Annotated in this window: 22 protein-coding genes; 12 read left to right on the top strand and 10 right to left on the bottom strand. The window is 68.3% G+C overall.

Features of this window, described 5'->3' with window-relative positions:
• Nucleotides 1-88 precede the first annotated feature (88 nt).
• Nucleotides 89-1555 (bottom strand): CCA tRNA nucleotidyltransferase, encoded by a 1467-nt coding sequence (locus IE262_RS28860; protein WP_189877792.1) that lies wholly within the window; start codon nucleotides 1553-1555, stop codon nucleotides 89-91.
• A gap of 222 nt (nucleotides 1556-1777) precedes the next feature.
• On the opposite strand from IE262_RS28860, the gene IE262_RS28855 reads away from it, so the two are divergent.
• From IE262_RS28855 to trxA, 7 genes are all read left to right on the top strand, one after another.
• The gene (locus tag IE262_RS28855; protein ID WP_189877790.1) at nucleotides 1778-4168 is read left to right on the top strand and encodes a DUF6049 family protein; all 2391 of its coding nucleotides are present in this window, start codon (nucleotides 1778-1780) and stop codon (nucleotides 4166-4168) included.
• A 45-nt stretch (nucleotides 4169-4213) separates the two neighbouring features.
• Nucleotides 4214-6463, top strand: a complete 2250-nt coding sequence (gene murJ / locus IE262_RS28850; RefSeq protein ID WP_189877788.1) for a murein biosynthesis integral membrane protein MurJ — start codon at nucleotides 4214-4216, stop codon at nucleotides 6461-6463.
• Between the two features lie 119 nt (nucleotides 6464-6582).
• Entirely contained in the window at nucleotides 6583-8307 is a 1725-nt protein-coding gene (locus IE262_RS28845) for a protein kinase family protein (RefSeq protein WP_189877786.1), read from the top strand.
• Between the two features lie 25 nt (nucleotides 8308-8332).
• Entirely contained in the window at nucleotides 8333-9049 is a 717-nt protein-coding gene (gene sigM / locus IE262_RS28840; RefSeq protein ID WP_134038166.1) for an RNA polymerase sigma factor SigM, read from the top strand.
• On the top strand, nucleotides 9046-10035 hold the full coding sequence (locus IE262_RS28835) for an anti-sigma factor family protein (protein WP_189877784.1): 990 nt from the start codon (nucleotides 9046-9048) through the stop codon (nucleotides 10033-10035). Before sigM ends, IE262_RS28835 begins: the two co-directional genes overlap by 4 nt.
• A 177-nt stretch (nucleotides 10036-10212) precedes the next feature.
• The gene (gene trxB / locus IE262_RS28830) at nucleotides 10213-11184 is read left to right on the top strand and encodes a thioredoxin-disulfide reductase (protein WP_189877782.1); all 972 of its coding nucleotides are present in this window, start codon (nucleotides 10213-10215) and stop codon (nucleotides 11182-11184) included.
• A 43-nt stretch (nucleotides 11185-11227) separates the two neighbouring features.
• Complete coding sequence (gene trxA, locus IE262_RS28825; RefSeq protein WP_003991504.1) at nucleotides 11228-11560, top strand: thioredoxin; 333 nt, start codon at nucleotides 11228-11230, stop codon at nucleotides 11558-11560.
• Between the two features lie 126 nt (nucleotides 11561-11686).
• Here the strand turns inward: trxA and IE262_RS28820 are convergent, their stop codons facing one another.
• From IE262_RS28820 to rpmH, 9 genes are all read right to left on the bottom strand, one after another.
• Nucleotides 11687-12304 carry a GNAT family N-acetyltransferase gene (locus tag IE262_RS28820; protein ID WP_134038175.1) on the bottom strand — a complete coding sequence of 206 codons (618 nt, stop codon included), beginning with the start codon at nucleotides 12302-12304 and terminating at the stop codon, nucleotides 11687-11689.
• Between the two features lie 327 nt (nucleotides 12305-12631).
• A complete protein-coding gene (locus tag IE262_RS28815) occupies nucleotides 12632-13729 on the bottom strand; it encodes a ParB/RepB/Spo0J family partition protein (RefSeq protein ID WP_134038178.1) in 1098 nt (365 codons plus the stop codon).
• A complete protein-coding gene (locus tag IE262_RS28810; protein WP_134038627.1) occupies nucleotides 13726-14799 on the bottom strand; it encodes a ParA family protein in 1074 nt (357 codons plus the stop codon). The genes IE262_RS28815 and IE262_RS28810 overlap by 4 nt, the downstream gene beginning before the upstream one ends.
• A gap of 296 nt (nucleotides 14800-15095) precedes the next feature.
• A complete protein-coding gene (gene rsmG / locus IE262_RS28805; RefSeq protein WP_134038181.1) occupies nucleotides 15096-15812 on the bottom strand; it encodes a 16S rRNA (guanine(527)-N(7))-methyltransferase RsmG in 717 nt (238 codons plus the stop codon).
• A 162-nt stretch (nucleotides 15813-15974) separates the two neighbouring features.
• Nucleotides 15975-16487, bottom strand: coding sequence for a Jag family protein (locus IE262_RS28800; RefSeq protein ID WP_189877780.1), 513 nt, complete (start codon nucleotides 16485-16487; stop codon nucleotides 15975-15977).
• Nucleotides 16488-16502: 15 nt separating this feature from the next.
• Entirely contained in the window at nucleotides 16503-17798 is a 1296-nt protein-coding gene (gene yidC / locus IE262_RS28795; RefSeq protein ID WP_189877778.1) for a membrane protein insertase YidC, read from the bottom strand.
• 3 nt (nucleotides 17799-17801) lie between these two features.
• Nucleotides 17802-18167, bottom strand: coding sequence for a membrane protein insertion efficiency factor YidD (yidD, locus tag IE262_RS28790; protein WP_134038189.1), 366 nt, complete (start codon nucleotides 18165-18167; stop codon nucleotides 17802-17804).
• The gene (gene rnpA, locus IE262_RS28785) at nucleotides 18164-18535 is read right to left on the bottom strand and encodes a ribonuclease P protein component (RefSeq protein WP_134038192.1); all 372 of its coding nucleotides are present in this window, start codon (nucleotides 18533-18535) and stop codon (nucleotides 18164-18166) included. The genes yidD and rnpA overlap by 4 nt, the downstream gene beginning before the upstream one ends.
• A gap of 21 nt (nucleotides 18536-18556) precedes the next feature.
• Nucleotides 18557-18694 carry a 50S ribosomal protein L34 gene (gene rpmH / locus IE262_RS28780; protein ID WP_003956500.1) on the bottom strand — a complete coding sequence of 46 codons (138 nt, stop codon included), beginning with the start codon at nucleotides 18692-18694 and terminating at the stop codon, nucleotides 18557-18559.
• A 415-nt stretch (nucleotides 18695-19109) separates the two neighbouring features.
• Here rpmH and dnaA point away from each other — a divergent pair, with 415 nt between their 5' ends.
• The 5 genes from dnaA (at nucleotide 19110) to IE262_RS28755 (ending at nucleotide 26133) form a co-directional block, all read left to right on the top strand.
• A complete protein-coding gene (gene dnaA / locus IE262_RS28775) occupies nucleotides 19110-21074 on the top strand; it encodes a chromosomal replication initiator protein DnaA (protein WP_189877777.1) in 1965 nt (654 codons plus the stop codon).
• Between the two features lie 1008 nt (nucleotides 21075-22082).
• Entirely contained in the window at nucleotides 22083-23213 is a 1131-nt protein-coding gene (dnaN, locus tag IE262_RS28770; protein WP_134038197.1) for a DNA polymerase III subunit beta, read from the top strand.
• 196 nt (nucleotides 23214-23409) lie between these two features.
• Nucleotides 23410-24285: a phosphogluconate dehydrogenase (NAD(+)-dependent, decarboxylating) gene (gene gnd / locus IE262_RS28765; protein WP_134038200.1), complete on the top strand. Its 876-nt coding sequence runs from the start codon at nucleotides 23410-23412 to the stop codon at nucleotides 24283-24285.
• A gap of 169 nt (nucleotides 24286-24454) precedes the next feature.
• Nucleotides 24455-25579 (top strand): DNA replication/repair protein RecF, encoded by a 1125-nt coding sequence (gene recF / locus IE262_RS28760; RefSeq protein ID WP_134038203.1) that lies wholly within the window; start codon nucleotides 24455-24457, stop codon nucleotides 25577-25579.
• Complete coding sequence (locus tag IE262_RS28755) at nucleotides 25576-26133, top strand: DciA family protein (protein WP_189877775.1); 558 nt, start codon at nucleotides 25576-25578, stop codon at nucleotides 26131-26133. Before recF ends, IE262_RS28755 begins: the two co-directional genes overlap by 4 nt.
• Nucleotides 26134-26280: the final 147 nt, after the last annotated feature.

Genomic DNA, 26280 nt, shown 5'->3' with positions numbered 1-26280 from the left:
CCCGGTATGTGCGCGACCGCTCCTCCGGGGTCATGTTTCACGTGAAACATGACCCCGTTTCACGGCTCGGCCCCCGTTGTCCGCGGGTTCAGCCTTGCTCGGCCCACCACTCCTTGAGCGCCGACACCGCCGCGTCGTGCTCCATCGGACCGTTCTCCAGCCGCAGCTCCAGCATGAACTTATAGGCCTGCCCGACGGCCGGGCCGGGCCCGACACCCAAAACCTCCATGATCTGGTTTCCGTCGAGGTCCGGACGGATGGCGTCCAGCTGCTCCTGCTCCTGGAGTTGAGCGATGCGCTCCTCCAGGCCGTCGTACGCGCGAGACAGGGCGTTCGCCTTGCGCTTGTTCCGCGTGGTGCAGTCGGAGCGGGTCAGTTTGTGGAGACGGTCCAAGAGGGGGCCGGCGTCACGCACATACCGGCGGACCGCCGAGTCCGTCCACTCTCCGGTCCCGTAGCCATGGAAGCGCAAGTGGAGTTCGACCAGGCGCGCGACGTCCTTGATCAGTTCGTTGGAGTACTTGAGGGCGGTCATCCTCTTCTTGGTCATCTTGGCGCCCACCACCTCGTGGTGATGGAAGGAGACCCGACCGTCCTTCTCGAAGCGACGCGTCTTCGGCTTACCGATGTCGTGCAGCAGCGCGGCGAGCCGGAGCGTGAGGTCCGGACCGTTCTCCTCCAGCGCCATCGCCTGCTCCAGCACGATCAAGGTGTGGTCGTAGACGTCCTTGTGCCGGTGGTGCTCGTCGCGCTCCAGCCGCAGCGCCGAAAGCTCGGGCAGCACGTGGTCCCCGAGCCCGGTCCCGACCAGCAGCGTCAGGCCCTTGCGCGGGTGCGCGGAAAGAATCAGTTTGTTCAGCTCGTCCCGGACCCGCTCCGCGGAGACGATCTCGATCCGCCGGGCCATCTCGGTCATCGCGGAGACGACGTCCGGAGCCACCTCGAAATCGAGCTGGGCGGCGAAACGGGCAGCCCGCATCATCCGCAGGGGATCGTCGGAGAAGGACTCCTCCGGGGTACCGGGGGTGCGCAGCACACGCTCCGCGAGATCTTCCAGACCACCGTGAGGATCGATGAACTCCTTCTCGGGGAGAGCCACGGCCATCGCGTTCACCGTGAAGTCACGCCGTACGAGATCCTCCTCGATGGAGTCTCCGTAGGACACCTCTGGCTTGCGCGAGGTCCGGTCGTACGCCTCCGACCGGTACGTGGTGACCTCGATCTGAAAGCGTTGAACAGCGTCTCCGACGCGGGCGTCCTTCTGAGCTCCCACCGTGCCGAAAGCGATGCCGACCTCCCACACTGCGTCCGCCCAGGGTCGCACGATCTTCAGTACGTCCTCGGGGCGTGCGTCCGTTGTGAAGTCCAGGTCGTTGCCAAGCCGGCCCAGGAGTGCGTCGCGGACCGAACCGCCGACAAGGGCGAGCGAGAACCCGGCCTCCTGGAAGCGGCGGGCGAGGTCATCGGCGACAGGGGACACCCGCAGCAGTTCACTCACCGCACGGTGCTGCACCTGGCTCAGGGCACTGGGCTTGTCTTCGTTGGCGTTCGGCACAACAGAAAAGGGTACGTGCCCCCGGCGACCCGGAGCGCCTCCATGGAACGTGCACAGTCGTCCCCCACAGTCGCTCCCTTTAATACGTACACATACGGGACACTCATGGTCCCGTCGTCGATCTTGTGAGGCAGACCGCGGCACTTCCCCTCGGCGCACATCGTTACCATGCGTGGACGCACATTCCGACGACCACTGACACGACGAGGGACGGGCGAGCGCGTGGCCGAGGCGGCAGACACCCAGGGGACGAGTCCCTCACCTGCCCGCCGGTGGCTCCGGCGTACCGGGGCACTGGTCGCCGGGGCACCCCTGCTGGCCGGGCTGCTCCAGCTGCCCGCCGCCCCGGAGGCGCACTCTGCGGGAAGGCCCTCACAGGCGAAGGCCGGCGGGTCGAACACGGTCGCCGTAGCCTTGGACTCGCTCACGCCCAGCGTCCCCACCGACGGCGACACCCTCACCATCTCCGGCACGGTCAAAAACAACGGCACGCAGCCGGTCACGGATGCCCACGTGGGCATCCGGGTGGGCGGGACCGTGTCCAGCCGCGCGGCGATCGACACCGCAGCCAGGCGCGGCGGCTTCAACCAGTACGCGGACGGACCCGAGGTCGGCGGGAAGTACGTCGAGAAGTTCTCCCGCCTCACCCCGGGCGTCGCCCAGTCCTTCCGCATCTCGGTCCCCGTCAAGGAGCTGGACCTCAGTGCGGACGGCGTCTACCAGCTCGGGGTCTCCCTCGCGGGCCGTACCGCGGCCGCGCCTTACGAGCGGGTGCTCGGCATCCAGCGGACCTTCCTGCCCTGGCAACCGGACACCGCGGCCACGAAGACAAAGACGACATACCTCTGGCCCCTCATCTCCACCCCCCATCTGACGGCGGAGACGGGTCCGGGCGAGCAGCAGACGCCCGTCTTCCAGAACGAGGACCTGGCCCACGAGATCTCCCCCGGCGGCCGGCTGGACCAGCTGCTGAGCCTGGGCAGGGAACTCGACATCACCTGGGTGATCGACCCGGATCTCCTGGCTTCCGTCGACGCGATGACGCGCAGCTACCGGGTCACGAACGGCAACGAGACCACGACCGGCAAGAACCAGGCGGTCGCCAAACGATGGCTCGCCGAACTGGAGGAGGCCGTCCAGGGCAAGGAAGTCGTCGCCCTCCCCTTCGCCGACCCCGACATCGCCTCTCTGGCGCACAACGGCAAGAACGTCACCGGATCCCTGAGCCACCTCAAGGACGCCACGGACGTGGCCGCCGACACCGTCGAGACCGTGCTCCACGTGAAACCGGAGACGGACTTCTCCTGGCCTGTGGACGGAGCCGTCGACCCGTCGATCGTCAAGGTCGCCACCTCTGCGGGCGCCGACAAGGTGATCGCTCGTAGTGACAGCCTCCAGGACACCAGAAACCTGACCTACACGCCGAACGCTGCCCGCCCCATCGGTGGCGGCACCACGGCGGTCGTCGCCGACGCACGGCTGTCGACGGCGTTCCAGGGCGACATGACGAAGGCCGACAACGCGACTCTGGCCGTGCAGAAGTTCCTCGCGCAGAGCCTGATGACCGACCTGCAGGCCCCGGACAAGCAGCGCAGCGTGGTGATCGCCCCGCAGCGCATGCCGACCCCGAGTCAGGCCCAGACGATGGCGCAGGCCCTGACAGCCCTCCAGAGCGGAAACTGGTCGCAGTCCCAGGACCTGTCGGCGGCCGCGGACGCCAAGCCCGACCCGAATGCCACCACGAAGGTCCCGTCGGCAGCCGCGTACCCTGCGTCCCTGCGCAAGCAGCAGCTGCCGACATCGGCCTTCGAGACGATCCTGGACACGCAGACCGATCTGGACCGCTTCAAGGTGGTCCTCACCGACAAGTCCCGCGTCGTCACGCCCTTCGGACGGGCCATGAACCGGGAAATGTCCACCTCCTGGCGCGGCCGCGCCGCCGAGGCCCGCGTCTACCGCGACAGCGTGCAGTCCTACCTGGACACCCTCACCGACCAGGTCAGGCTGATCGAGAAGTCGGAGACGAAGCTCTCGGGCCGTAGCGCCACGATCCCGGTCACGGTGCAGAACAATCTCGTGCAGGGCGTCGACAAGCTGGTGCTGCGCCTCACGTCGTTGCAGCCGAAGCGCCTGGAGATCGACGGCCAGGACTACGCGGAGCAGACCATCCGGGTCTCGGGCGGACACAGTCAGTCGGTGAAGTTCGACACCAACGCCAACGCCAACGGCGAGGTCGCCGTGGAGGCGCAGCTCTACACGGAGGACGGCCAGAAGTATGGTCCCTCCGTCACCTTCGACGTGAACGTCACCGAGTTCACACCCACGGTGATGCTGGTCATCGCCGGCGGAGTCCTCCTGCTCGTACTCGCCGGCTTCCGGATGTACACGCAGCGCAAGCGCGCGGCGGCCCAGCAGGCCGAGGAGGAGGGCACCGAGGAAGAAACCGCGGCCGAGGAGACGAGCGACACCGGAGTCCTCGCGGCGGACGGACTCAAGGAGAAGTCCCGCGCGCGGTCCGGAGAAGACGAGCCGGGGCACCCGAGTGACCCGTCGGCGGACACCGCACTGGAAAGCGCCGACCCGTCCGGCACGGGTGAGAGAGTGGACCGTTGAGCGATGTCGTGGCCAGTGGGCCAGGGACGATGAGGTGGGGTAAGGATGAACGCGCCGTACGACGGTGACCGCGGTCAGGGCGCGGCCGACTCGGGCTATCCCGAGCGCCCGCAGCCCGGGCCGGGCCATGTCCCGCCGCAGCCCCACACCGACCTGTACCCGCAGGATGCCCAAGGACCGGACGCCTACGGCCAGGACCCCTACCGGGCACAGGACCTCTCCGCCCAGGACCCGGTCACCGAGGCGTTCTACGACCGCGCCGCCCACCCCCCGCCGCCTCCGGGCACGTACCCCCCGCAGCAGCCGCTCTACGCCCAGCCGCCGTCCTCCCCGTACGCCCCCGACCCGCGGGTGTGGGCACAGACGCCGCCACCCGAGCCCGAGGGGCCGTCACAACATCTGCCGTACGGCGACGACCCCCGTACGACGCAGTTCGTAGGTGTGGACGATCTCGTCACGCGGGCCGGGCAGCAGCGTCACGAGCCGGATGCCTTCGCCCATCTCTTCCGCGACCAGCAGCAGGGCGGCACGCACGCACCCATGGGTCAGCAAACCGAGTCGGCGGCGTCCGTACCGGGTCCCGCCCAGCCGTCGATGCCGATCCAGGGCTCCGAACCGCAGCAGACCGCCCCCGAGCCCGCTCCCGCGCCTCCGGCGAAGAAGGGCGGCCGCGCCTCGGGGCTGCTGAAGTCCAGCGCGGTGATGGCGGCCGGCACCATGGTGTCCCGCCTCACCGGGTTCATCCGCTCCGCGATGATCGTCTCCGCGCTGGGCCTCGGCCTCCTGGGCGAGTCATTCCAGGTGGCGTACCAGCTGCCGACGATGATCTACATCCTGACGGTCGGCGGCGGCCTCAACTCCGTCTTCGTGCCGCAGCTCGTCCGCGCCATGAAGGAGGACGACGACGGCGGAGAGGCGTACGCCAACCGGCTGCTGACCCTGGTCATGGTGGTCCTTGGCCTGCTCACCGCGGCCGCCATGTTCGCCGCTCCGTTTCTGGTCCGCGCCCTGTCGAACGACCTCGCCACAAATTCCGCGGCCAACGGGGTCGCCGTCACCTTCACCCAGTACTTCCTGCCCTCGATCTTCTTCATGGGCATCCACGTGGTGATGGGGCAGATCCTCAACGCCCGCGGCCGGTTCGGCGCGATGATGTGGACCCCGGTCCTGAACAACATCGTCATCATCGTGACCCTGGGAGCGTTCCTCTGGGTCTACGGCAGCGCCGCCAACTCTCACATGACCGTCGAGAACATCCCGCCGGAGGGGGAGCGGCTCCTCGGTTTCGGTGTCCTTCTCGGTCTCGTCGTCCAGGCACTCGCGATGATCCCGTACCTGCGGGAGACGGGCTTCAAGCTGCGTCTGCGCTTCGACTGGAGGGGCCACGGCCTGGGCAAGGCCGCGATGCTCGCCAAGTGGACGATCCTGTTCGTCCTCGCCAACCAGGCGGGCGCCCTCGTCGTCATCCAGCTCGCCACCGCCGCGCTCACGGAGACGAAGATCCCCGGCACCGGATTCAGTGCCTACGCCAACGCCCAGCTCATCTGGGGCCTGCCACAGGCGATCATCACGGTCTCCCTGATGGCGGCCCTGCTGCCGCGGATCTCGCGCTCCGCCGCCGAGAACGACGCGGGTGCCGTCCGCGACGACATCTCCCAGGGCCTGCGCACGACCGCCGTCGCCATCGTGCCCATCGCCTTCGGGTTCCTCTCTCTCGGCATCCCGATGTGCACCCTGATCTTCGGCTCCTCCGGCACCAGCTCGGCCACGAACATGGGCTACATGCTGATGGCGTTCGGCCTCGGCCTGATCCCTTACTCCGTGCAGTACGTCGTGCTGCGTGCCTTCTACGCGTACGAGGACACCCGGACGCCCTTCTACAACACGGTCATCGTGGCGGCCGTCAACGCCGGGGCGTCCGCGGTCTGCTTCCTCGTGCTGCCGGCCCGGTGGGCCGTGGTGGGCATGGCTGCCGCGTACGGACTGGCGTACGCGACCGGTGTCGGCGTGGCCTGGCGTCGGCTGCGCAAGCGGCTGGGCGGTGATCTGGACGGGGCCAGGGTGCTGCGGACGTACGCCAGGCTGTGCATCGCCTCGGTGCCTGCGGCCCTGCTCAGCGGCGCCGCCTGCTACGGCATCAGCCGCACCCTGGGACAGGGCGTCGGCGGCTCGATGCTCGCGCTCGCCGGCGGCGGAATCGTTCTGCTCGGTGTCTTCTTCGTCGCGGCGCGACGGATGCGCATCGAGGAGCTCAACTCAATGGTCGGTATGGTCCGCGGGCGCCTGGGACGCTGAGGCGGGGGTAAGCGCACAACCATCGTCCGCCGTCGTGTGTCGCTCATAGCGGCGGACTGTGGGCACAATTGGCTTTGGCGTCGGACAACGCGCACACGGATGGGGAGGCAGGAACGACGGTGGCGGAACGGAGCACGGCTGCCGTCGACGTGGCAGACAACAGCGGCGAGAAGCCGCTGACCGCACAGGCGGACCAGTCCACGGCCGACGGGGTGGCCCAGAACCGGGAGCGGGACACGGACAGCGCGGCGAGCGAAGAGGCACAGGGGAGCGGCGGCACCGAGGTCGGGAAGACCACGCCGCCCGAACTGCACAGCGGCCACAAGCTCGCCAGACGCTACCGGCTGGAAGAGTGCGTCACCCGTCTGGACGGTTTCAGTAGTTGGCGCGCGGTGGACGAGAAACTCCGCCGGGCCGTCGGCGTACACATCCTGCCGGCCGACCACGCTCGGGCACGCTCCGTGCTGGCGGCGGCACGCTCGTCCGCTCTGCTGGGCGACCCACGCTTCGTCCAGGTCCTGGACGCGGTCGAGGAGAACGACCTCGTGTACGTGGTGCACGAGTGGCTACCGGACGCGACGGAGCTGACGACGCTGCTCGCCTCCGGCCCGCTGGAGCCGCATGACGCCTACCAGATGGTCACCCAAGTCGCCCACGCCATGGCCGCCGCGCACCGTGAGGGCCTCTCCCATCTGCGGCTCAACCCCAGCGCCGTGCTCCGCTCCGGCTCGGGTCAGTGGCGCATCCGCGGCCTCGCGGTGAACGCCGCGCTGCGCGGGATCAGCTCCGAGACTCCGCAGCGCACGGACACGGAAGCGATCGGCGCCCTGCTCTACGCCGCGCTCACCCAGCGCTGGCCGTACGAGGAGGACGCGTACGGCCTCTCCGGCCTGCCGAAGGACGTCGGGCTCATCGCCCCGGACCAGGTGCGGGCCGGCGTCCACCGCGGCCTGTCGGAGCTCGCCATGCGCGCGCTGGTCAACGACGGCGCGACCGCCTCCCGCCACGAGTCCGCCTGCACCACGCCGGAGGACCTGGTGAAGGCGATCGGCGAGATGCCCCGCATCCGCCCCCCGGAGCCCGCGTTCACCGCGCCGCCCGAGTACCAGCGCACCAACTACCACCAGGGGTCCTACGGCCGCCCGACGCCCCACCCGGGCGTCACGCAGCCGATCCCACCGCCGCCTCCGCTGCAGAGCCGTACCGGCAAGGCCCTCAAGTGGGCCGTGTCAGCACTCCTCATCGCGGCCCTCGGCCTCGGCAGCTGGCAGCTCGCCGACGCCCTCATGGACCAGGGCGGCAAGTCGTCCGACGACACGAACACGAACCAGACGACGGACGGGAACGACAAGGACGGCGGCAAGACCAGGCCGACCAAGCCCATAGCGATCAAGGGCGCCGAAGAGTACGTGGTGGAAGGCTCCGCCCAGGCACCCGAGGACGTGGGCAACACGTACGACGGCAAAACCTCCACGTACTGGCGCACCAAGAGCTACAACGAAGGCCCTCGTCTCGCGCCGTACAAGCCCGGCGTCGGCATCGTCTACGACCTCGGCTCGGCCAAGGACGTCTCCGCGGCGTCGATAGGGCTCCGCTACAGCGGCAACCACACGACGATTCATCTGTACGCCGCTGATTCGCTGGCCCCCTCGACGTCCGTGGACGGAATGAAGAAAATCGGCACCGTGACGACGAGCGGCACCACCGCGACCATGAAGGCCTCCACATCGGTGAAGACGCAGTATGTACTCCTGTGGATCACTGATGTGCCCCACGCACCCGGCGACGACTACAGCGGTTCCGGTTACAAGCAGGCGATCACCGACGTGACGTTCAAGGGCTGACAGCGCGCTGAGGGGAGGGGGGCGGATGGCAGACGGCGTCGGTCACGACGGGGTGAGCGATCAGGAACTCCTCGCCCGCCATGTCGAGGGCGATCCGGAGGCCTTCGGTGAGCTTGTGCGGCGGCACCGGGACCGGCTGTGGGCGGTGGCGCTGCGCACACTGGGGGACCGGGAGGAGGCAGCCGACGCGGTCCAGGACGCGCTTGTCTCCGCGTACCGGGCCGCTCACACCTTCCGTGGGCAGTCGGCCGTCACGACCTGGCTGCACCGCATCACGGTGAACGCCTGTCTCGACCGTGCCCGCAAGGCAGCCTCGCGGAAGACCTCGCCTGTCGACGACACCGAGCGCCTGGAGCAGCTCTTGGAGCCGCACGAGTCTGCGTCCGCTCCGGCGGAGCGCAACGACCTGCACCGCCAGCTCCTGGAGGCGCTGGGAACCTTGCCCGCCGACCAGCGCGCAGCCCTGGTCCTGGTGGACATGCAGGGCTACCCCGTGGCGGAGGCGGCCAGGATCCTCGATGTGCCGACCGGCACCGTGAAGAGCCGTTGCTCCCGTGGCAGAGCCAGACTCCTCCCCTTGCTCGCCCATCTGCGTGCGGATGTCGGCGGAGGCGCGGACGGCGAGAAGTCTGCGGGCAGACGGAACCGGACGCAGGGGACATCCGTCCCACCCGCAGCAGGACCACATGATGCAGGGCCAAGCGATTCAGCTGCTGTGAAGGGCGGAGGTGGGCGAGCGTGACATCCACGACCGAGACGGCCGAGCACCCGGAGATCACGGAGCTCTCCGACCTCACCGAAGGTCTGCTCCCTCCTTCTCGTACCGCGAGCGTGCGACAGCACCTGGACGAGTGTCCGCTGTGCGCCGACGTGTACGCCTCGCTGGAGGAGATCCGCGGCATGCTCGGCACGCTGCCAGGGCCGCCCCGCATGCCTGCCGACATCGCGGGCCGCATCGACGCGGCCCTGGCCGCCGAAGCGCTGCTGAACTCCACGGCACCCGAGGCCCAGGCCACCCCCGCCACGACGGCTCTGCGACCCGCCGATGTGTCGCGTCCAGAGCTCGACGAGAACAACGACGCGCATGTTTCACGTGAAACATCGCCCCCTGCGGACCGACCCACGGACCGACCCTCGGGCCACTCGCGTGGGGCCACGGGCCCTGGTCGACCGAGCCGCAAGCGCAGCGCCCGCCGGAGGATCGTCGTAGTGAGCGCCGTCTTCACGGTTGCCGCCCTGGGGCTCGGAACACTGCTCGCTCAGTCCATGGGGGGAACCGACTCCGGAGACAACCCCGGGACAGACCACAGCCAGGACGCCTCCGTCAGCGTCTTCTCCGGCGACACGGTGAAGAACCAGGTGGAGACCCTCCTTGCCAAGAATCACTCCGCGGGGAAGGACTCCGGCAGCGGCGACGACGACTTCCGCACCAGCACCAAGCCACCGGGCTCCAAGACCGGCGGGCCGAACATCTTCAACACGGTCGACGTGCCCAGTTGCATCACCGAGGGCATCGGCCGCAGCGAGCGCCCGCTGGCGGCCAAGGAAGGCGAGTACAAGAAGGCTCCCGCGTATCTCGTGGTCATGCCCGATGTCTCCCGCACCGACCGCGTCACCGCGTACGTCGTCGACGCCGCCTGTGTGGGCAAGACCCCGGCATCCCCCGGTGACATCCTGCTGAAGCACTCCTATCCGCGCCCCTCAGCAGCACCTTCCAGCGGTCGCTGAGCTGCCGCGTCCCGACACCGGTTTCCCCTTGGCATCCCTGCGCGATGCCGGGACTCCGTGTGCCCGGACACACCGGGAATGCACGCCCCGTAGGATCCGTTGGGTGGGATGAGAGTTGTCAGAGAAGCTCCCACCGGCAGCAGTAGGCAGCAGTCTCCAGAGACGAGGAATCAAGCCGTGAGCGACGTCCGAAACGTGATCATCATCGGGTCCGGGCCCGCCGGCTACACAGCGGCGCTCTACACCGCGCGCGCGTCGCTGAAGCCGCTGGTATTCGAGGGCGCCGTCACCGCGGGTGGCGCGCTCATGAACACGACCGACGTGGAGAACTTCCCCGGCTTCCAGGACGGCATCATGGGCCCCGAGCTCATGGACAACATGCGTGCCCAGGCCGAGCGCTTCGGTGCCGAGCTTGTTCCCGACGACGTCGTTGCCGTCGACCTCAGCGGTGAGATCAAGACCGTCACGGACACCGCGGGCACCGTGCACCACGCCAAGGCGGTCATCGTCGCCACCGGCTCCCAGCACCGCAAGCTCGGGCTGCCCAACGAGGACGCTCTCTCCGGTCGAGGCGTCTCCTGGTGCGCCACCTGCGACGGCTTCTTCTTCAAGGACCAGGACATCGCGGTGATCGGTGGCGGTGACACCGCCATGGAGGAGGCCACCTTCCTCTCCCGGTTCGCCAAGTCCGTGACGGTTGTCCACCGCCGGAGCACCCTGCGGGCCTCCAAGGCCATGCAGGAGCGCGCCTTCGCCGACCCGAAGATCAAGTTCGTCTGGGACAGCGAGGTCGCCGAGATCAAGGGCGACCAGAAGCTGGCCGGCCTGACGCTGCGCAATGTGAAGACGGGCGAGACGTCGGAGCTACCGGTGACGGGCCTGTTCATCGCGATCGGCCACGACCCCCGTACGGAACTCTTCAAGGGCCAACTCGACCTGGACGAGGAGGGCTACCTGAAGGTGGACGCCCCCTCCACCCGGACGAACCTGACCGGTGTCTTCGCCGCCGGTGATGTCGTCGACCACACGTACCGCCAGGCGATCACCGCAGCCGGCACCGGCTGCTCCGCGGCCCTCGACGCCGAGCGTTTCCTCGCTGCCCTCGCGGACAGCGGGCAGGCCGCCGAGCCCGAGAAGACCGCCGTCTGACCCCCATCCGTCTCACCGCATCAACCATTTAAGGAGCCCCGCCGTGGCCGGCACCCTGAAGAATGTGACCGACGATTCCTTTGAGCAGGACGTCCTCAAGAGCGACAAGCCCGTCCTGGTGGACTTCTGGGCCGCCTGGTGCGGTCCGTGCCGCCAGATCGCGCCGTCTCTTGAGGCGATCGCCGCCGAGTACGGCGACAAGATCGAGGTCGTCAAGCTCAACATCGACGAGAACCCGGGAACGGCCGCCAAGTACGGCGTCATGTCCATCCCGACCCTGAACGTGTACCAGGGTGGCGAGGTCGCCAAGACCATCGTCGGTGCCAAGCCGAAGGCCGCGATCGTTCGCGACCTTGAGGACTTCATCGCTGAGTGAGCCGAGTCGTCGGCACCGCCGTTTCACGACAGCGGCGATGTTTCACGTGAAACACGAATGGGCCAGCCTCAAGGGCTGGCCCATTCGTGTGAGGTGAGCGCGCACAGCACACAGAGAGCCCATCCATCAGAGCGGTCGCAGTGCCGGCTCCTTCTGTACGGCGCCGAGCAAACGGTCCAGCGCCAGCTCGACGTCCTCCTTCCAGGAAAGCGTCGTCCGCAGCTCCAGCCGAAGCCGGGGATACGTGGGATGGGGACGGACCGTCTTGAAGCCCACCGCCGTCAAATGGTCAGCAGGCAGTACACACGCTGGTGCCTGCCAACGCGCGTCCCCGAAGGCCTCAATGGCCTTGAAACCCCTACGCAGCAGATCCTTGGCGACTGTCTGGACCATCACACGGCCCAGGCCCTGCCCCTGATAGCCCGGCATGATGAAGGCCGTCATCAGCTGGACGGCGTCGGGAGACACCGGGCTCGTGGGGAATGCCGTCGAGCGGGGGACATAGGCGGGTGGCGCGTACAGCACGAAGCCCACCGGTACCTCGTCCACATAGACGACCCGGCCACAGGATCCCCAGTCCAGCAGGACCGCGGAAATCCAGGCCTCTTTCTCCAGTGCAGGGGTGCCCGCCTTGACTGCGGCCTCACCGCTGACTGGGTCCAACTCCCAGAAGACACACGAGCGACAGCGCCTGGGAAGGTCCTTAACGTTGTCCAGGGTGAGCGGTACGAGCCGACGCCCCATGAAGGCTGTTCCTCGCTTCCTTCGCCCGCTGCGTCGCGGGCTGCTGTCAGGGCACTCCGCTCCCTCGGCAGGCTGCCGACGAAACCGCCAACCGCCCTCAGTCCAAAGCCGACGATCACCAGCTCGGAACGGCTCACGGTTCGTATGACGCCCGCCTCCCCGATCAAGGTGCCGCCAGGTGGATGCGCCATACCCCAACGCATCGTATCCACGATGTGATTCCATCGATACCGCCTGAAAGCAAAGAGCAGGCCGTGTTCCGGTACACACCGGACACGGCCCGCTCTGCTGGTCGACCGGTCGAAAGTCGTCCTACAGTCTGAAGGCTCAGGAATCAGTCTCGTCGGATTCGTGATCCAGGAGACTCTTCTGAAGAACCGGGCCCTCGCCTGGAGCCAGGCTGCCAAGGATGCGCTCAAGGTCCTCCATCGAGGCGAACTCGACGGTGATCTTGCCCTTGTTCTTGCCGAGGTCGACCTTCACTCGCGTCTCGAAGCGATCCGAGAGCCTGGTCGCAAGGTCGCTCAGCGCCGGGGAGATCCGGGTGCCGGCACGCGGCCCCTTGGAAGTCGGGGCGCTCTTCGGGTGCGAACCCATGAGGTGGACGATCTCCTCGACCGCCCGCACCGAGAGCCCCTCGGCGACGATCCGATGAGCCAGCCGGTCCTGCTCGTCCGAGTCCTCCACGGAGAGCAGCGCCCGGGCATGCCCTGCGGAGAGAACGCCGGCAGCCACTCGACGCTGCACCGCAGGAGAGAGCTTCAGCAGACGCAGGGTGTTGGAGACCTGTGGACGGGATCGACCAATCCGGTCTGCCAGCTGGTCATGCGTGCAGTTGAAGTCCCTGAGCAGCTGGTCATAGGCGGCCGCCTCTTCCAGGGGGTTCAGCTGGGCTCGGTGCAGGTTCTCCAGGAGCGCGTCCAGGAGCAGCTTCTCGTCGTCCGTGGCGCGCACGATCGCAGGGATCGCCTCCAGGCCGGCCTCACGGCAGGCCCGCCAACGCCGCTCACCCATGATGAGCTCGTATCGCGCGGGACCCAGCTGCCGTACGACGACAGGCTGGAGGAGACCGACCTCCTTGATGGAGGTGACCAGTTCCTGCAGGAGGTCCTCGTCGAATACCTCGCGCGGCTGGCGAGGATTCGGCGTGATGGAGTCCAGGGGCAGCTCGGCGAAGTGGGCACCGAGAGGCGCTGCCTGTGTCTCCACGGCACCGTTCGGCGACGGGTCCTCTGTTTCACGTGAAACATGCGGCAGCGTTGTCACCTTCGCGGCCGCCACTCCTCGCTCGGTGGTGAGGACGGGCACAGCCGCAGGGGACGTGGACCCTCCACTCCCCGCCGGTGGCGACACCGGCTCCCCTGTTGGGGCGGCAGGAATCAGTGCGCCGAGACCACGGCCCAACCCCCTCCGTCGCTCGCTCACTGGATCCCCTCCACCATGCTCGGGTTACTCTGTGCGCCGATATGGGCGGGCGTCGGGTCGTACCCAACACCGACGCCCTTCAGCGCGATTTCTCGTGCCGCCTCAAGATAGGAGAGGGCACCGCTCGATCCTGGATCGTACGTCAGCACCGTCTGCCCATAGCTCGGTGCCTCGGAGATACGGACGGAGCGCGGAATGCTCGTCCTCAGTACCTCGTCACCGAAGTGGTTGCGCACCTCGTCGGCGACCTGGGAGGCGAGGCGCGTCCGGCCGTCATACATGGTGAGCAGGATGGTCGACACATGGAGGGCGCGGTTGAGGTGCCCCCGCACCAGGTCGACATTGCGGAGCAGCTGCCCGAGGCCCTCCAGTGCGTAGTACTCACACTGAATCGGGATCAGGACCTCCTGGCCGGCCACCAGCGCATTGACCGTCAGGAGACCGAGCGAGGGCGGGCAGTCGATGAGGATGTAGTCCAGGGGCTGCTCATAGGCCTGGATCGCCCGCTGTAGCCGGCTCTCCCGCGCCACCAGAGAGACCAGCTCGATCTCCGCACCGGCGAGATCGATCGTGGCGGGGGCACAGAAGAGTCCCTCGACGTCGGGCACGGGCTGGACGATTTCGGACAGCGGCTTGCTGTCGATCAACACGTCGTAGATCGAAGGAACTTCGGCGTGATGATCGATGCCCAACGCAGTGGACGCATTGCCTTGCGGGTCGAGGTCGATCACCAGGACACGTCCGCCATGCAGGGCCAGTGAAGCGGCAAGGTTGACCGTCGTCGTGGTCTTTCCGACCCCGCCCTTCTGGTTGGCGACCACGATGACGCGCGTCTGCTCGGGCCGAGGCAGGCCCTCACCGGCGCGTCCCAAAGCCTCCACCGCCAGTTGGGCAGCACGACCGATGGGAGTGTCGTCCATCGGGGGCGGTGTTTCACGTGAAACATCCTCCCCCATCGACTCGGTACGGGGACCGGGGACCGGATCGGTCATCGGTCCCGCGATGTTGGCGTCGGACCGCAAGGATTCACTCTCCTCGACTTCAGGCTCGCAATGAACAGAGCCTCCCATGTCTTTGGGGTCGCGAACCAGTGAGGCCTGGTGTTCTGTGGAGAAATCCACCTCTGTGGACAACTCCGGTACCTCTCCGAGTGACCCGAGAGGCTTACGGGTGCGGGGGTCGGCCGCGGCGCGGCCGCGGCTGATGATGCCGTGCAGCAGTGAGCGACGTTTCACGTGAAACACGATGCACAGCCGCGGCAACCGGAGTGTCGCGACACTCCGGCATGCGTAGGTTTGGCAGCTTGTGTGGAGTACGTCTCGTCGTCAGGACGGATCAACAGCGCCCACACGCTCGCCGGAGGGACTCAACGAGGCCGTCGGGCCCGCCCCGTCCTGGCCGCCTTGGCGCGCTTGGCTGCAAACCGCACACCGCCCGGGCTCTCCCCGACTTCGACCCGCACCACGGTGGACAGTGGATCCACTACCCCCTCACCAACATGGAGGATCGAGGTCTCCACGGCACCCAGCTTGCTCAAGGCAGTGGCGGCGCTCTTCAGCTCCTCGACGGCGGTATCCCCCTTGAGCGCGAGCATCTCTCCGTACGGGCGCAGCAAGGGGATTCCCCAGGTCGCCAACCTGTCCAGCGGGGCCACCGCGCGTGCCGTGACAACGTGGACCGCAGGCATCTTCCCCATGACCTCCTCGGCACGGCCACGCACGACCGTGACATGGTCGAGGCCGAGGAGCTCGACGACCTCGGTGAGGAAGTTGGTCCGCCGCAGCAGAGGTTCGAGCAGCGTGATCTTCAGGTCGTCCCGGACCAGAGCCAGCGGGATGCCCGGCAGCCCCGCCCCCGAGCCGACATCGCACACGGTCACGCCCTCAGGCACGACCTCCGAGAGCACCGCACAGTTCAGCAGGTGCCGCTCCCACAACCTGGGCACCTCGCGAGGGCCGATCAGACCACGCTGCACTCCTGCCTCGGCAAGCAGCTCCGCGTACCGGACCGCGTCCGCGAAGCGTTCGCCGAATACCGCCCGGGCCTGCTCGGGAGCCGGGGGGAGCTCCGCTGCCTCCGTCACGAGGGACCGTCCTTCCGTACCGCACAGGCGCACTGGGCGCAGACCACCAAGACCATCAGGAACCTACGGGCCGCCACGCGCCGCGGCGACCGACAGGATTGATCGAGCTGACAAAGTTCGGCCCCGCCTGGGCAACAGACGGGGCCGGAGGAACGTGCTGAATCAGGCGGGAAGCACGACGACGAAGCGCTGCGGCTCCTCGCCCTCGGACTCGCTGCGCAGACCCGCGGCCTTGACCGCGTCGTGTACGACCTTGCGCTCGAAGGGTGTCATCGGCTTCAGCTTCACCGGCTCGCCGGAGCTCTTGGCCTCGGCTGCGGCCTTGGCACCCAGCTCGGACAGCTCGGCACGCTTCTTGGCGCGGTAGCCGGCGACATCCAGCATCAGACGGCTGCGGTCGCCGGTCTCCCGGTGCACGGCCAGGCGCGTGAGCTCCTGAAGCGCCTCCAGCACCTCGCCGTCCCGGCCGACCAGCTTCTGCAGGTCGCGGCTGCCCGAGTCGCTGATGATCGAGACAGCGGCGCGGTCGGCCTCCACGTCCATGTCGATGTCGCCGTCGAGATCGGCGATGTCCAGCAGACCCTCAAGGTAGTCCGCCGCGATCTCGCCCTCCTGCTCCAGGCGGGTCAGGGTGTCGCCACCCTCGGTGGCGGCGGAGGTGGTGCCTTCCGTCACGGGATGGACTCCTTCTTACTTCTTGGACGGGGACTTGGGACGCTGCTGGCCCTTGCGCTGACCGGACTGGGCCTTGCTGCGGGTGCCGGAGCCGGGCTTCGAGGCCGTCTTCTTGCCGTTGGCAGCGCCCGCCGGCTTGGCGTCCGCGGCGTCGGACGGCTCGTCGGACTTGCTCAGCGACGTGGTGGTCTTCGGCTCGCTGTCGCCTGCAGGCTTGGCCCCACCGGACTGGCGCTGGGACTTGCTCTGCCGCTTGGGCTGCTGACGCTTCGGTGCGCCGGTGGTCGGCGTACCGTCCTCGGCCGCGGCGACGGCCGCGACCTCGCTCTTGGCCACGGTGCCGTCAGCCTGGGCCGCGAGGCCCGCCTTGGTCAGAGTGTTGATGAACTTGCGCTCGAACTCGTTGCGGTCGCGGCCCTTGGCGACGATCGCCTTCACGATGGCGCGCTCACGGCGGTTGCGGGTCTTGCCGTGGTGCGTGACGTGCTTCTGCAGGCGCTCCAGGTAGGAGGCCTGGGCCTTGGAACCCGGGGTCGGGTTGTTGTGGATCACGTACATCTGCTGGCCCATGGTCCACACGTTGGTGGTCAGCCAGTAGACGAGGACACCGACAGGGAAGTTGATACCGAACACGGCGAACATGACCGGGAAGATGTACATCAGCATCTTCTGCTGCTGCATGAACGGCGTCTTCACCGTGGTGTCGACGTTCTTCGTCATCAGCTGGCGCTGCGTGTAGAACTGCGACGCCGACATGAGGATGATCATGACCGCGGTGATGATGCGGACGTTGGTCAGCGAGGCGTCGAGCGCCGCGACCTTGTCCGCGCTGTCGGTGAACTTCGCGGCCAGCGGGGCCCCGAAGATGTGCGCCTTCTGCGCGCTCTGCAGCAGGCTCTGGTTGATCACGCCGATGGTGTCGTTCGACGCGATGCTGTTGAGCACGTGGTACAGGGCGAAGAAGAACGGCGACTGCGCCAGGATGGGAAGGCACGAGGAGAGCGGGTTGGTGCCCGTCTCCTTGTACAGCTTCATCATCTCTTCGGACTGACGCTGCTTGTCGTTCTTGTAGCGCTCCTGGATCTTCTTCATCTCGGGCTGGAGCGTCTGCATGGCCCGGGTCGCCTTGATCTGCTTCACGAAGAGCGGGATCAGGCAGATGCGGATCAGGATCACCAAGGACACGATGGACAGGCCCCAGGCCCACCCGGTGTCAGGACCGAAGATCGCGCCATACACCGTGTGGAACTGGACGATGACCCAGGAGACGGGTGTCGTGATGAAGCTGAAGAGACTGGCAATCGTGTCCACTAATCATGCTCCTTGGGCATGGGACGGGCTCTCGGCGGCCGGGCTAGAGGAGAGGTCGGGCACCCCGTGCCCCTCAGTGGCCGGTTCGGCGGCGGAGGTCCCGCCCTTGCGTGCGCGCCAAGCGTTGCGCAGCATCTCGTGCCATCGCGGGCGCTTGCGCGGCGGGACATGGTCCACACCGCCCAGTGACCACGGATTGCACCGAAGGATGCGCCAGGCGGTGAGTGCCGTGCCCTTGATCGCACCATGCCGGTCGATGGCCTGGTAGCCGTAGTGGGAGCACGACGGGTAGTACTTGCAGACCGGCCCGAGCAACGGGCTGATCGTCCACTGGTACAGCTTGATCAGCGCCAGCAGCGGGTACTTCATCGCGCGCCCCCTCCCAGCAGCCGCTGAAGGGCGGCATCCAGGTCTCGGGCCAGCAGTGCGTGGTCGGCGTCGCCCGCACCGGGCAGCGCTCGTACGACTACCAGGCTACCGGGGGGCAGCAGGCCCACTCGCTCGCGCATCAGGTGACGAAGTCTGCGCTTGACCTTGTTACGTATGACCGCGCCTCCGACGGCCTTGCTCACGACGAAACCCGCACGCGTCGGGGGAGCGCTCTCCCCAGGCGCGTGCGGGTCCGTGGCACCGCTTCGAAGGTGGACGACGAGGAGCGGGCGCCCGGCCCGGCGACCTCGTCGTACCGCGGTCGCGAAGTCCTCGCGCCGCCTCAGCCGGTTCTCGGTGGGCAGCACGACGTCATGACCTGACCGGGATCAGGCGGACAGACGGGCGCGACCCTTGCTGCGGCGGGACGCGAGAATCGCGCGGCCGGCACGGGTGCGCATACGCAGCCGGAAGCCGTGGGTCTTGGCGCGACGACGATTGTTCGGCTGGAAGGTGCGCTTGCTCACTCGGGGGCTCCAGAAAGAAATCGGTGGTTGCGGGGTGCCGTCCTGGCTGTCACCGTGCGCCCACGAGTAGCTCGCTCAACGCCCGAGTGCACCGCTTACCGATCACCCAAAGCGATCTGTGCCCATCGGAGGCAGGCGGCAGCAGCCATCGACAACTCGACCTGGTTACGGTACGCGGGGCCGCGCCATCCGGTCAAACCAAGGGTCACGGAGAGACACTGTCCACAGCCTGGGGACAACAACTTGAACCGCACCGGTCGCCCTGACTACCGTGACTGGACTCCGATTCGTTCCCTTCTCCCTGACCCAACGGCTTTGCGCCGACCCGACCGCCGGGACCTGAAGTCCCCAGCGATTCGAACCCCAACCCGTCCCAGAACCACACGTTCGTGGGACCTGTGAGAGAGCGTGCCCTGTGGCTGACCTGCCTGCCGATCTTGCCGCAGTGTGGCCACGAGTACTGGAGCACCTCCTCGGTGAAGGCCGAGGGCAGGGCGTCGAGGTCAAGGACGAGCACTGGATCAGGCGCTGCCAGCCCCTGGCGCTGGTCGCGGACACCGCACTGCTCGCGGTCCCGAACGAGTTCGCCAAGGGCGTACTGGAAGGCCGGCTCGCGCCCATCGTCAGCGAGACCCTCAGCCGGGAATGCGGCCGGCCGATCCGTATCGCGATCACCGTCGACAGTTCGGTCGGCGAACCGCCCGCCCCCGCGCCCCCGGCTCCGTCCCGTTACGAGGAGCTCGAGCGCCCCTCCGTACCGGCGCAGAACCGTGACGGCTACGACGCCCAGATCCCGGACACGTACGACAGCCGGGCCCGGGACCCCTACGAGGACTACGGCCGCCACCGCGCCGACGACCGCGCATCCGGCCGCTCCGAACACCTGTCCGACGGCCCGGGTGCCCAGCTGCCGCCCCCGCGCGCGGACCAGCTCCCGACCGCCCGCCCCGCCTACCCAGGGGACTACCAGCGCCCCGAGCCCGGCGCCTGGCCACGCCCGTCCCAGGACGACTACGGCTGGCAGCAGCAGCGGCTCGGCTTCCCGGAGCGCGACCCGTACGCATCGCCTTCGCAGGACTACCGCGCGCAGTCGAGGGAACGGCCGCTGTACGAGCAGCGGCGACCGGAGTACGACGCCCGCCCCGACTACGAGCAGGCCCGCGCGGACTTCGACTCGGGTCCGGGCGACTACGACCAGCGCCCCGACCGCCATGAGCTGCCCGATCCTCCGGCGGGCTCGGGCCATGTGCACCGCGGCGGACCGGTCGGCTCGGCGCTGCCCGCTTCCAGCGGTGCCCCCGGCCCCCTGGCCGCCCAGCCCGCCCCCGCGGCGGGTCCGGGCGAGCCCACCGCACGGCTGAACCCGAAGTACCTCTTCGACACGTTCGTCATCGGTGCCTCGAACCGTTTCGCACACGCCGCCGCGGTCGCGGTCGCCGAGGCGCCGGCCAAGGCGTACAACCCCCTCTTCATCTACGGGGAGTCGGGGCTCGGCAAGACACACCTGCTGCACGCGATCGGGCACTACGCGCGCAGTCTCTATCCGGGCACGCGCGTGCGGTACGTGAGCTCGGAGGAGTTCACCAACGAGTTCATCAACTCGATCCGCGACGGCAAGGGCGACAGCTTCCGCAAGCGGTACCGCGAAATGGACATCCTGCTCGTCGACGACATCCAGTTCCTGGCGGACAAGGAGTCGACGCAGGAGGAGTTCTTCCACACCTTCAACACGCTCCACAACGCGAACAAGCAGATCGTGCTCTCCTCCGACCGGCCGCCCAAGCAGCTGGTGACCCTGGAGGACCGGCTGCGGAACCGGTTCGAATGGGGCCTGATCACCGATGTCCAGCCGCCCGAACTGGAGACGCGTATCGCGATCCTCCGCAAGAAGGCGGTGCAGGAACAGCTCAACGCCCCACCGGAGGTGCTGGAGTTCATCGCCTCCCGCATCTCGCGCAACATCCGCGAGCTGGAGGGCGCGCTGATCCGGGTGACCGCGTTCGCGTCGCTCAACCGGCAGCCGGTCGACCTCGGCCTGACCGAGATCGTCCTCAAGGACCTGATCCCGGGCGGCGAGAACGCGGCCCCCGAGATCACCGCGACCGCCATCATGGCGGCGACCGCCGACTACTTCGGTCTGACCGTCGAGGACCTGTGCGGCACCTCGCGCGGCCGCGCCCTGGTGACCGCCCGGCAGATCGCCATGTACCTGTGCCGCGAGCTCACCGACCTGTCACTGCCCAAGATCGGCGCGCAGTTCGGCAACCGCGACCACACCACGGTCATGCACGCCGACCGCAAGATCCGCGCGCTGATGGCCGAGCGGCGCTCCATCTACAACCAGGTCACCGAGCTCACGAACCGCATCAAGAACGGCTGACGGCCACCGCCGTACGCCCCTGAAGGCGCCCCGGGACAAGAGGTTCCGCGGGCGCCTTCGTCGTGGGCGGCGCAGCTGCCCGGGACGGCGCCCTGAGGGCCTTCGCCACCCGCCTTCGCCACCCGCCTTCCAGCCCGTCCACCGCCGCACCCGGACGATCCACCACCGTTCCCGGACGCACGCGGTGGGGTGCCTGTGGCGTTCCCCGTCCCCGCGCGCGACACGCGCTGTTCGAATCCACGTGGCGTTACGGCCGCCCTCCACAGATTCGGGGACTTTCTCCCGTCCACACCCTGGGGACTGGGAAGTTATACAGATCATGTCCACAGGCGGCGCTGGTGAACAGCCATCGGGCAAGGTCAGCTGCTTGTGGATCGGTGGACGGACGATCTCCACAGACTGTGGACGATCAGAAGATCCACAGGCTGTGCACGAAGTTGTCCACCGGCAACCCACAGGCTGTGGCTCGTTGTCCCCAGCGTGATCCGGCTTCTCCACAGGACTGTCCACTGTTCGGCAACGCAACGCGCCATCTCACCGCGTCGAGTGAAAGGCGTCACACCAAGGTGCCGGGTTGGGCTGTGGGAAAGATGGGTAAACCTGGGGACGCCGCTGGGGAGAAGTGCCCCGAGGCTGTGCACGGGGTGTGCAGAACTTTCTGTTCTCCACAGAGACACCTGGTTGTCCACTGCCCGCACCCACAGGACCAGTGGACAAAATCTCGGCGCTGAGCTGCGAAAACGCGGTTATCCACGGTTTCCACAGGCCCTACTACTACTCCCAACCAGAGAGAGTGGGGAATCCGTTTCGAAGCGGGTCCTGTGCACAACTCGCTGTCCGGCTCCCGGCTGCCCCTCGTCACGACTTGACCCCGAGAGGCACCTACTGTCAGTGGGGTGCGTCAGACTGTTCCCCGATGTCCTTCCCCTCACCGGGGCCGGGGACACCGAGTCAGACGACGAAGCCAGGCAGGCCGAGAAGCGCCGGCAACAGCAGGAGGCGGCAACAGTGAAGATCCGGGTGGAACGCGACGTACTCGCGGAGGCAGTGGCCTGGGCGGCGCGCAGCCTCCCGGCCCGTCCGCCGGCGCCTGTCCTCGCCGGCCTCCTTCTGAAGGCCGAGGACGGTCAGCTGAGCCTGTCCAGCTTCGACTACGAGGTCTCCGCGCGCGTGTCGGTGGAGGCCGAGGTCGAGGAGGAGGGCACCGTCCTCGTCTCCGGCCGCCTCCTCGCGGACATCTCCCGCGCTCTCCCCAACCGCCCGGTGGAGATTTCCACAGACGGTGTACGGGCGACGGTCGTCTGCGGCTCCTCGCGGTTCACCCTCCACACACTGCCTGTGGAGGAGTACCCGTCGCTGCCGCAGATGCCGAACGCCACGGGCACGGTCCCCGGCGAGGTCTTCGCTGCCGCTGCCGCCCAGGTCGCCATCGCCGCCGGACGCGATGACACGCTGCCCGTGCTCACCGGTGTGCGCATCGAGATCGAGGGCGACACGGTGACGCTGGCGTCCACCGACCGCTACCGCTTCGCCGTCCGCGAGTTCCTGTGGAAGCCGGAGAACCCGGAGGCGTCCGCGGTCGCGCTGGTCCCCGCCAAGACACTCCTGGACACCGCCAAGGCGCTCACCAGCGGCGACAGCGTGACGCTGGCGCTGTCCGGTTCGGGCGCGGGCGAGGGCCTGATCGGCTTCGAAGGCGCGGGCCGCCGTACGACCACCCGCCTGCTGGAGGGCGACCTCCCGAAGTACCGCACGCTGTTCCCGACGGAGTTCAACACCGTGGCCGTCATCGAGACCGCCCCCTTCGTCGAGGCCGTCAAGCGTGTGGCTCTGGTCGCCGAGCGGAACACCCCGGTGCGGCTCAGCTTCGAGCAGGGCGTGCTGATCCTGGAGGCCGGCTCCAGCGACGACGCACAGGCTGTGGAAAGGGTCGACGCCCAGCTGGAGGGCGACGACATCTCGATCGCCTTCAACCCGACGTTCCTGCTGGACGGCCTGAGCGCGATCGACTCCCCGGTCGCCCAGCTCTCCTTCACGACGTCCACGAAGCCGGCGCTGCTCAGCGGCAAGCCCGCGGTGGACGCCGAGGCGGACGAGGCCTACAAGTACCTGATCATGCCGGTGCGGCTCAGCGGCTGACGCCTGTCCACAGCACGGGACGGACCTGGTGGATCGGCGGGCCCCGCGCACGGCCTGAGGACACGATCCGGTGAAGCCGCAGGCCGGGCGTACGTTTGAGCGCGTACGCCCACGGATGTGCGTGAGCGTCCGGGTTTAGGCTCGGACACGGGTACGAAGGTGCCCTCATGCCACGTCGCAACCTAAGGAACAACTGATGGAGCTCGGTCTCGTCGGCCTCGGCAAGATGGGCGGCAACATGCGCGAGCGGATACGCCGCGCAGGCCACACCGTGATCGGATACGACCGCAACCCGGACCTCGCCGATGTCCACAGCCTCGAAGAGCTTGTGGGCAAACTCCAGGGCCCGCGTGTGGTGTGGGTGATGGTCCCGGCCGGCGCCCCGACCCAGTCGACCGTCGACGAACTCGCCGAGCTCCTTCAGCCCGGTGACGTCGTCGTGGACGGCGGCAACTCGCGCTGGACGGACGACGAGAGGCACGCGGAGCAGCTGGCCGCCAAGGGCATCGGCTTCGTCGACTGCGGAGTCTCCGGCGGTGTCTGGGGTCTGCAGAACGGCTACGCGCTGATGTACGGCGGCGACGCCGAGCACGTTGCCAAGGTGCAGCCGGTCTTCGACGCGCTCAAGCCGGAGGGCGACTTCGGCGCGGTGCACGCGGGCAAGGTGGGCGCCGGGCACTTCGCGAAGATGGTCCACAACGGCATCGAGTACGCGATGATGCAGGCGTACGCCGAGGGCTGGGAGCTGCTGGAGAAGGCCGACTCCGTGACGGACGTCCGCGAGGTCTTCCGCTCCTGGCAGGAGGGCACGGTCATCCGTTCCTGGCTGCTGGACCTGGCGGTCAACGCCCTCGACGAGGACGAGCACTTGGAGAAGCTGCGCGGCTACGCACAGGATTCCGGCGAGGGCCGGTGGACCGTGGAGGCAGCCATCGACCACGCCGTCCCGCTGCCGGCGATCACCGCGTCGCTGTTCGCGCGGTTCGCCTCCCGGCAGGAGGACTCTCCACAGATGAAGATGATCGCGGCGCTGCGGAACCAGTTCGGCGGCCACGCGGTCGAGAAGAAGTAGTCCACAGCACGATGCAGTCCACAGCCTGAGGATGACACCTTCGTGACACCCTCAGGAGTGACCCGGTTGTCCACAAGCCGTGGACAACCGGGGGAAAACCGCAGGCCACGGGCGGCCCGGCAGCACGGGACGCCCGAAGCACCACGTTGGGGGAGGTCGGCACCCGACCATGCACGTCACGCACCTGTCGCTGGCCGACTTCCGCTCGTACGCCCGGGTCGAGGTCCCACTCGACCGTGGTGTCACCGCGTTCGTGGGCCCCAACGGGCAGGGCAAGACGAACCTGGTCGAGGCGGTCGGCTACCTCGCGACCCTCGGCAGCCACCGGGTGGCGTCGGACGCGCCCCTGGTCCGTATGGGAGCCGAGCGGGCGGTCATCCGGGCCCAGGTGAGGCAGGGCGAGCGCCAGCAGCTCGTCGAGCTGGAGCTGAACCCGGGCCGGGCCAACCGCGCCCGCATCAACAGATCCTCGCAGGTCAGGCCGCGTGACGTGCTCGGCATCGTACGAACCGTCCTGTTCGCGCCCGAGGACCTCGCCCTGGTCAAGGGTGACCCGGGGGAGCGGCGTCGCTTCCTCGACGAGATGGTCACCGCCCGCTCGCCGCGCATGGCGGGCGTGCGCTCCGACTACGAGCGGGTCCTCAAGCAGCGCAACACCCTCCTCAAGACGGCCGCGCTGGCCCGTCGCCATGGCGGCCGCGCCATGGACCTGTCCACGCTCGACGTGTGGGACCAGCACCTCGCGCGCGCGGGCGCCGAACTGCTCGCGCAGCGCCTCGATCTGGTCGCCGCGCTCCAGCCGCTCACCGACAAGGCGTACGAGCAGCTCGCGCCCGGCGGCGGGCCGGTGGCCCTGGAGTACAAGCCCTCCGCCCCCGGCATCGTCGGCCAGACACGCGAGGAGCTCTACGAGCAGTTGGCGACAGCCCTCACCGAGGCTCGCAAACAGGAGATCGAGCGGGGCGTCACCCTTGTGGGACCGCATCGGGACGATGTGGTTCTCAAACTCGGTCAGCTGCCCGCGAAGGGGTACGCGTCACACGGCGAGTCCTGGTCGTACGCCCTGTCGCTGCGGCTCGCGTCGTACGACCTGCTGCGGGCGGAGGGGAACGAGCCCGTCCTCGTGCTCGACGACGTGTTCGCCGAGCTGGACGCCCGCAGGAGAGAGCGCCTCGCCGAATTCGTGGCGCCCGGGGAGCAGGTCCTGGTGACCGCGGCGGTCGACGCCGACGTACCGGATGTACTGACGGGGGCGCGGTACACCGTGTCCAACGGCACTGTGGAGCGCGCATGAGCACCGACGGATCCGCACCGCAAGCCTCCGGGCCCGTGCCCCGGAAGGCCCCCGAGCCGTCCGGCGTGGACCTGGCGCGCGTGGCGCTGCGGGCCGCGAAAGAGGCGGCACGCGCGCGTGGGGATGCCGCTCAGCAGAAGAGGCAGGCCCGGCGCGGTGGCGGTCTGCGCTCCGGAGCGCGCGCCGACGGCCGCGACCCGATGGCGCTCGGCTCCGCCATCAACCGTCTGATCACCGAGCGCGGCTGGGAGACGCCGGCCGCCGTCGGCGGTGTCATGGGCCGCTGGCCCGAGCTCGTCGGCGAGGACGTGGCCAAGCACTGCGTTCCGGAGAAGTACGACGAGGACGAGCGGGTCCTGACCGTGCGCTGCGATTCCACGGCCTGGGCGACGAACCTGCGCCTGCTGGCTCCCCAGATCGTCGCGCGCCTCAACGAGGACCTCGGCCACGGCGCGGTGCGGCGGCTCCTGGTGCACGGTCCCTCGGGCCCTGCCCGGCGTTTCGGCCCGCTGCGCGCGCCCGGGAGCACCGGTCACGGGGACACCTACGGCTGAGCCCCGTTGAGAAGCAGGACCGCGCCGTGACCGGATTCACACGGACGAATCCGTCACGGGATGGTTGAGGGCGATTTGATAGCTCTTCGGCCGTCTGTTCGCCACAGCTCTCGTGATCGCACGCGGTTGCGAACGCCGCCCCCACAA

The organism is Streptomyces bluensis (assembly GCF_014650715.1).
In the GTDB taxonomy this organism is placed as follows: Bacteria; Actinomycetota; Actinomycetes; order Streptomycetales; family Streptomycetaceae; genus Streptomyces; species Streptomyces bluensis.
The sequence above is the reverse complement of the archived record's forward strand: the minus strand, read 5'-3'. Positions and strand labels throughout refer to the sequence as shown.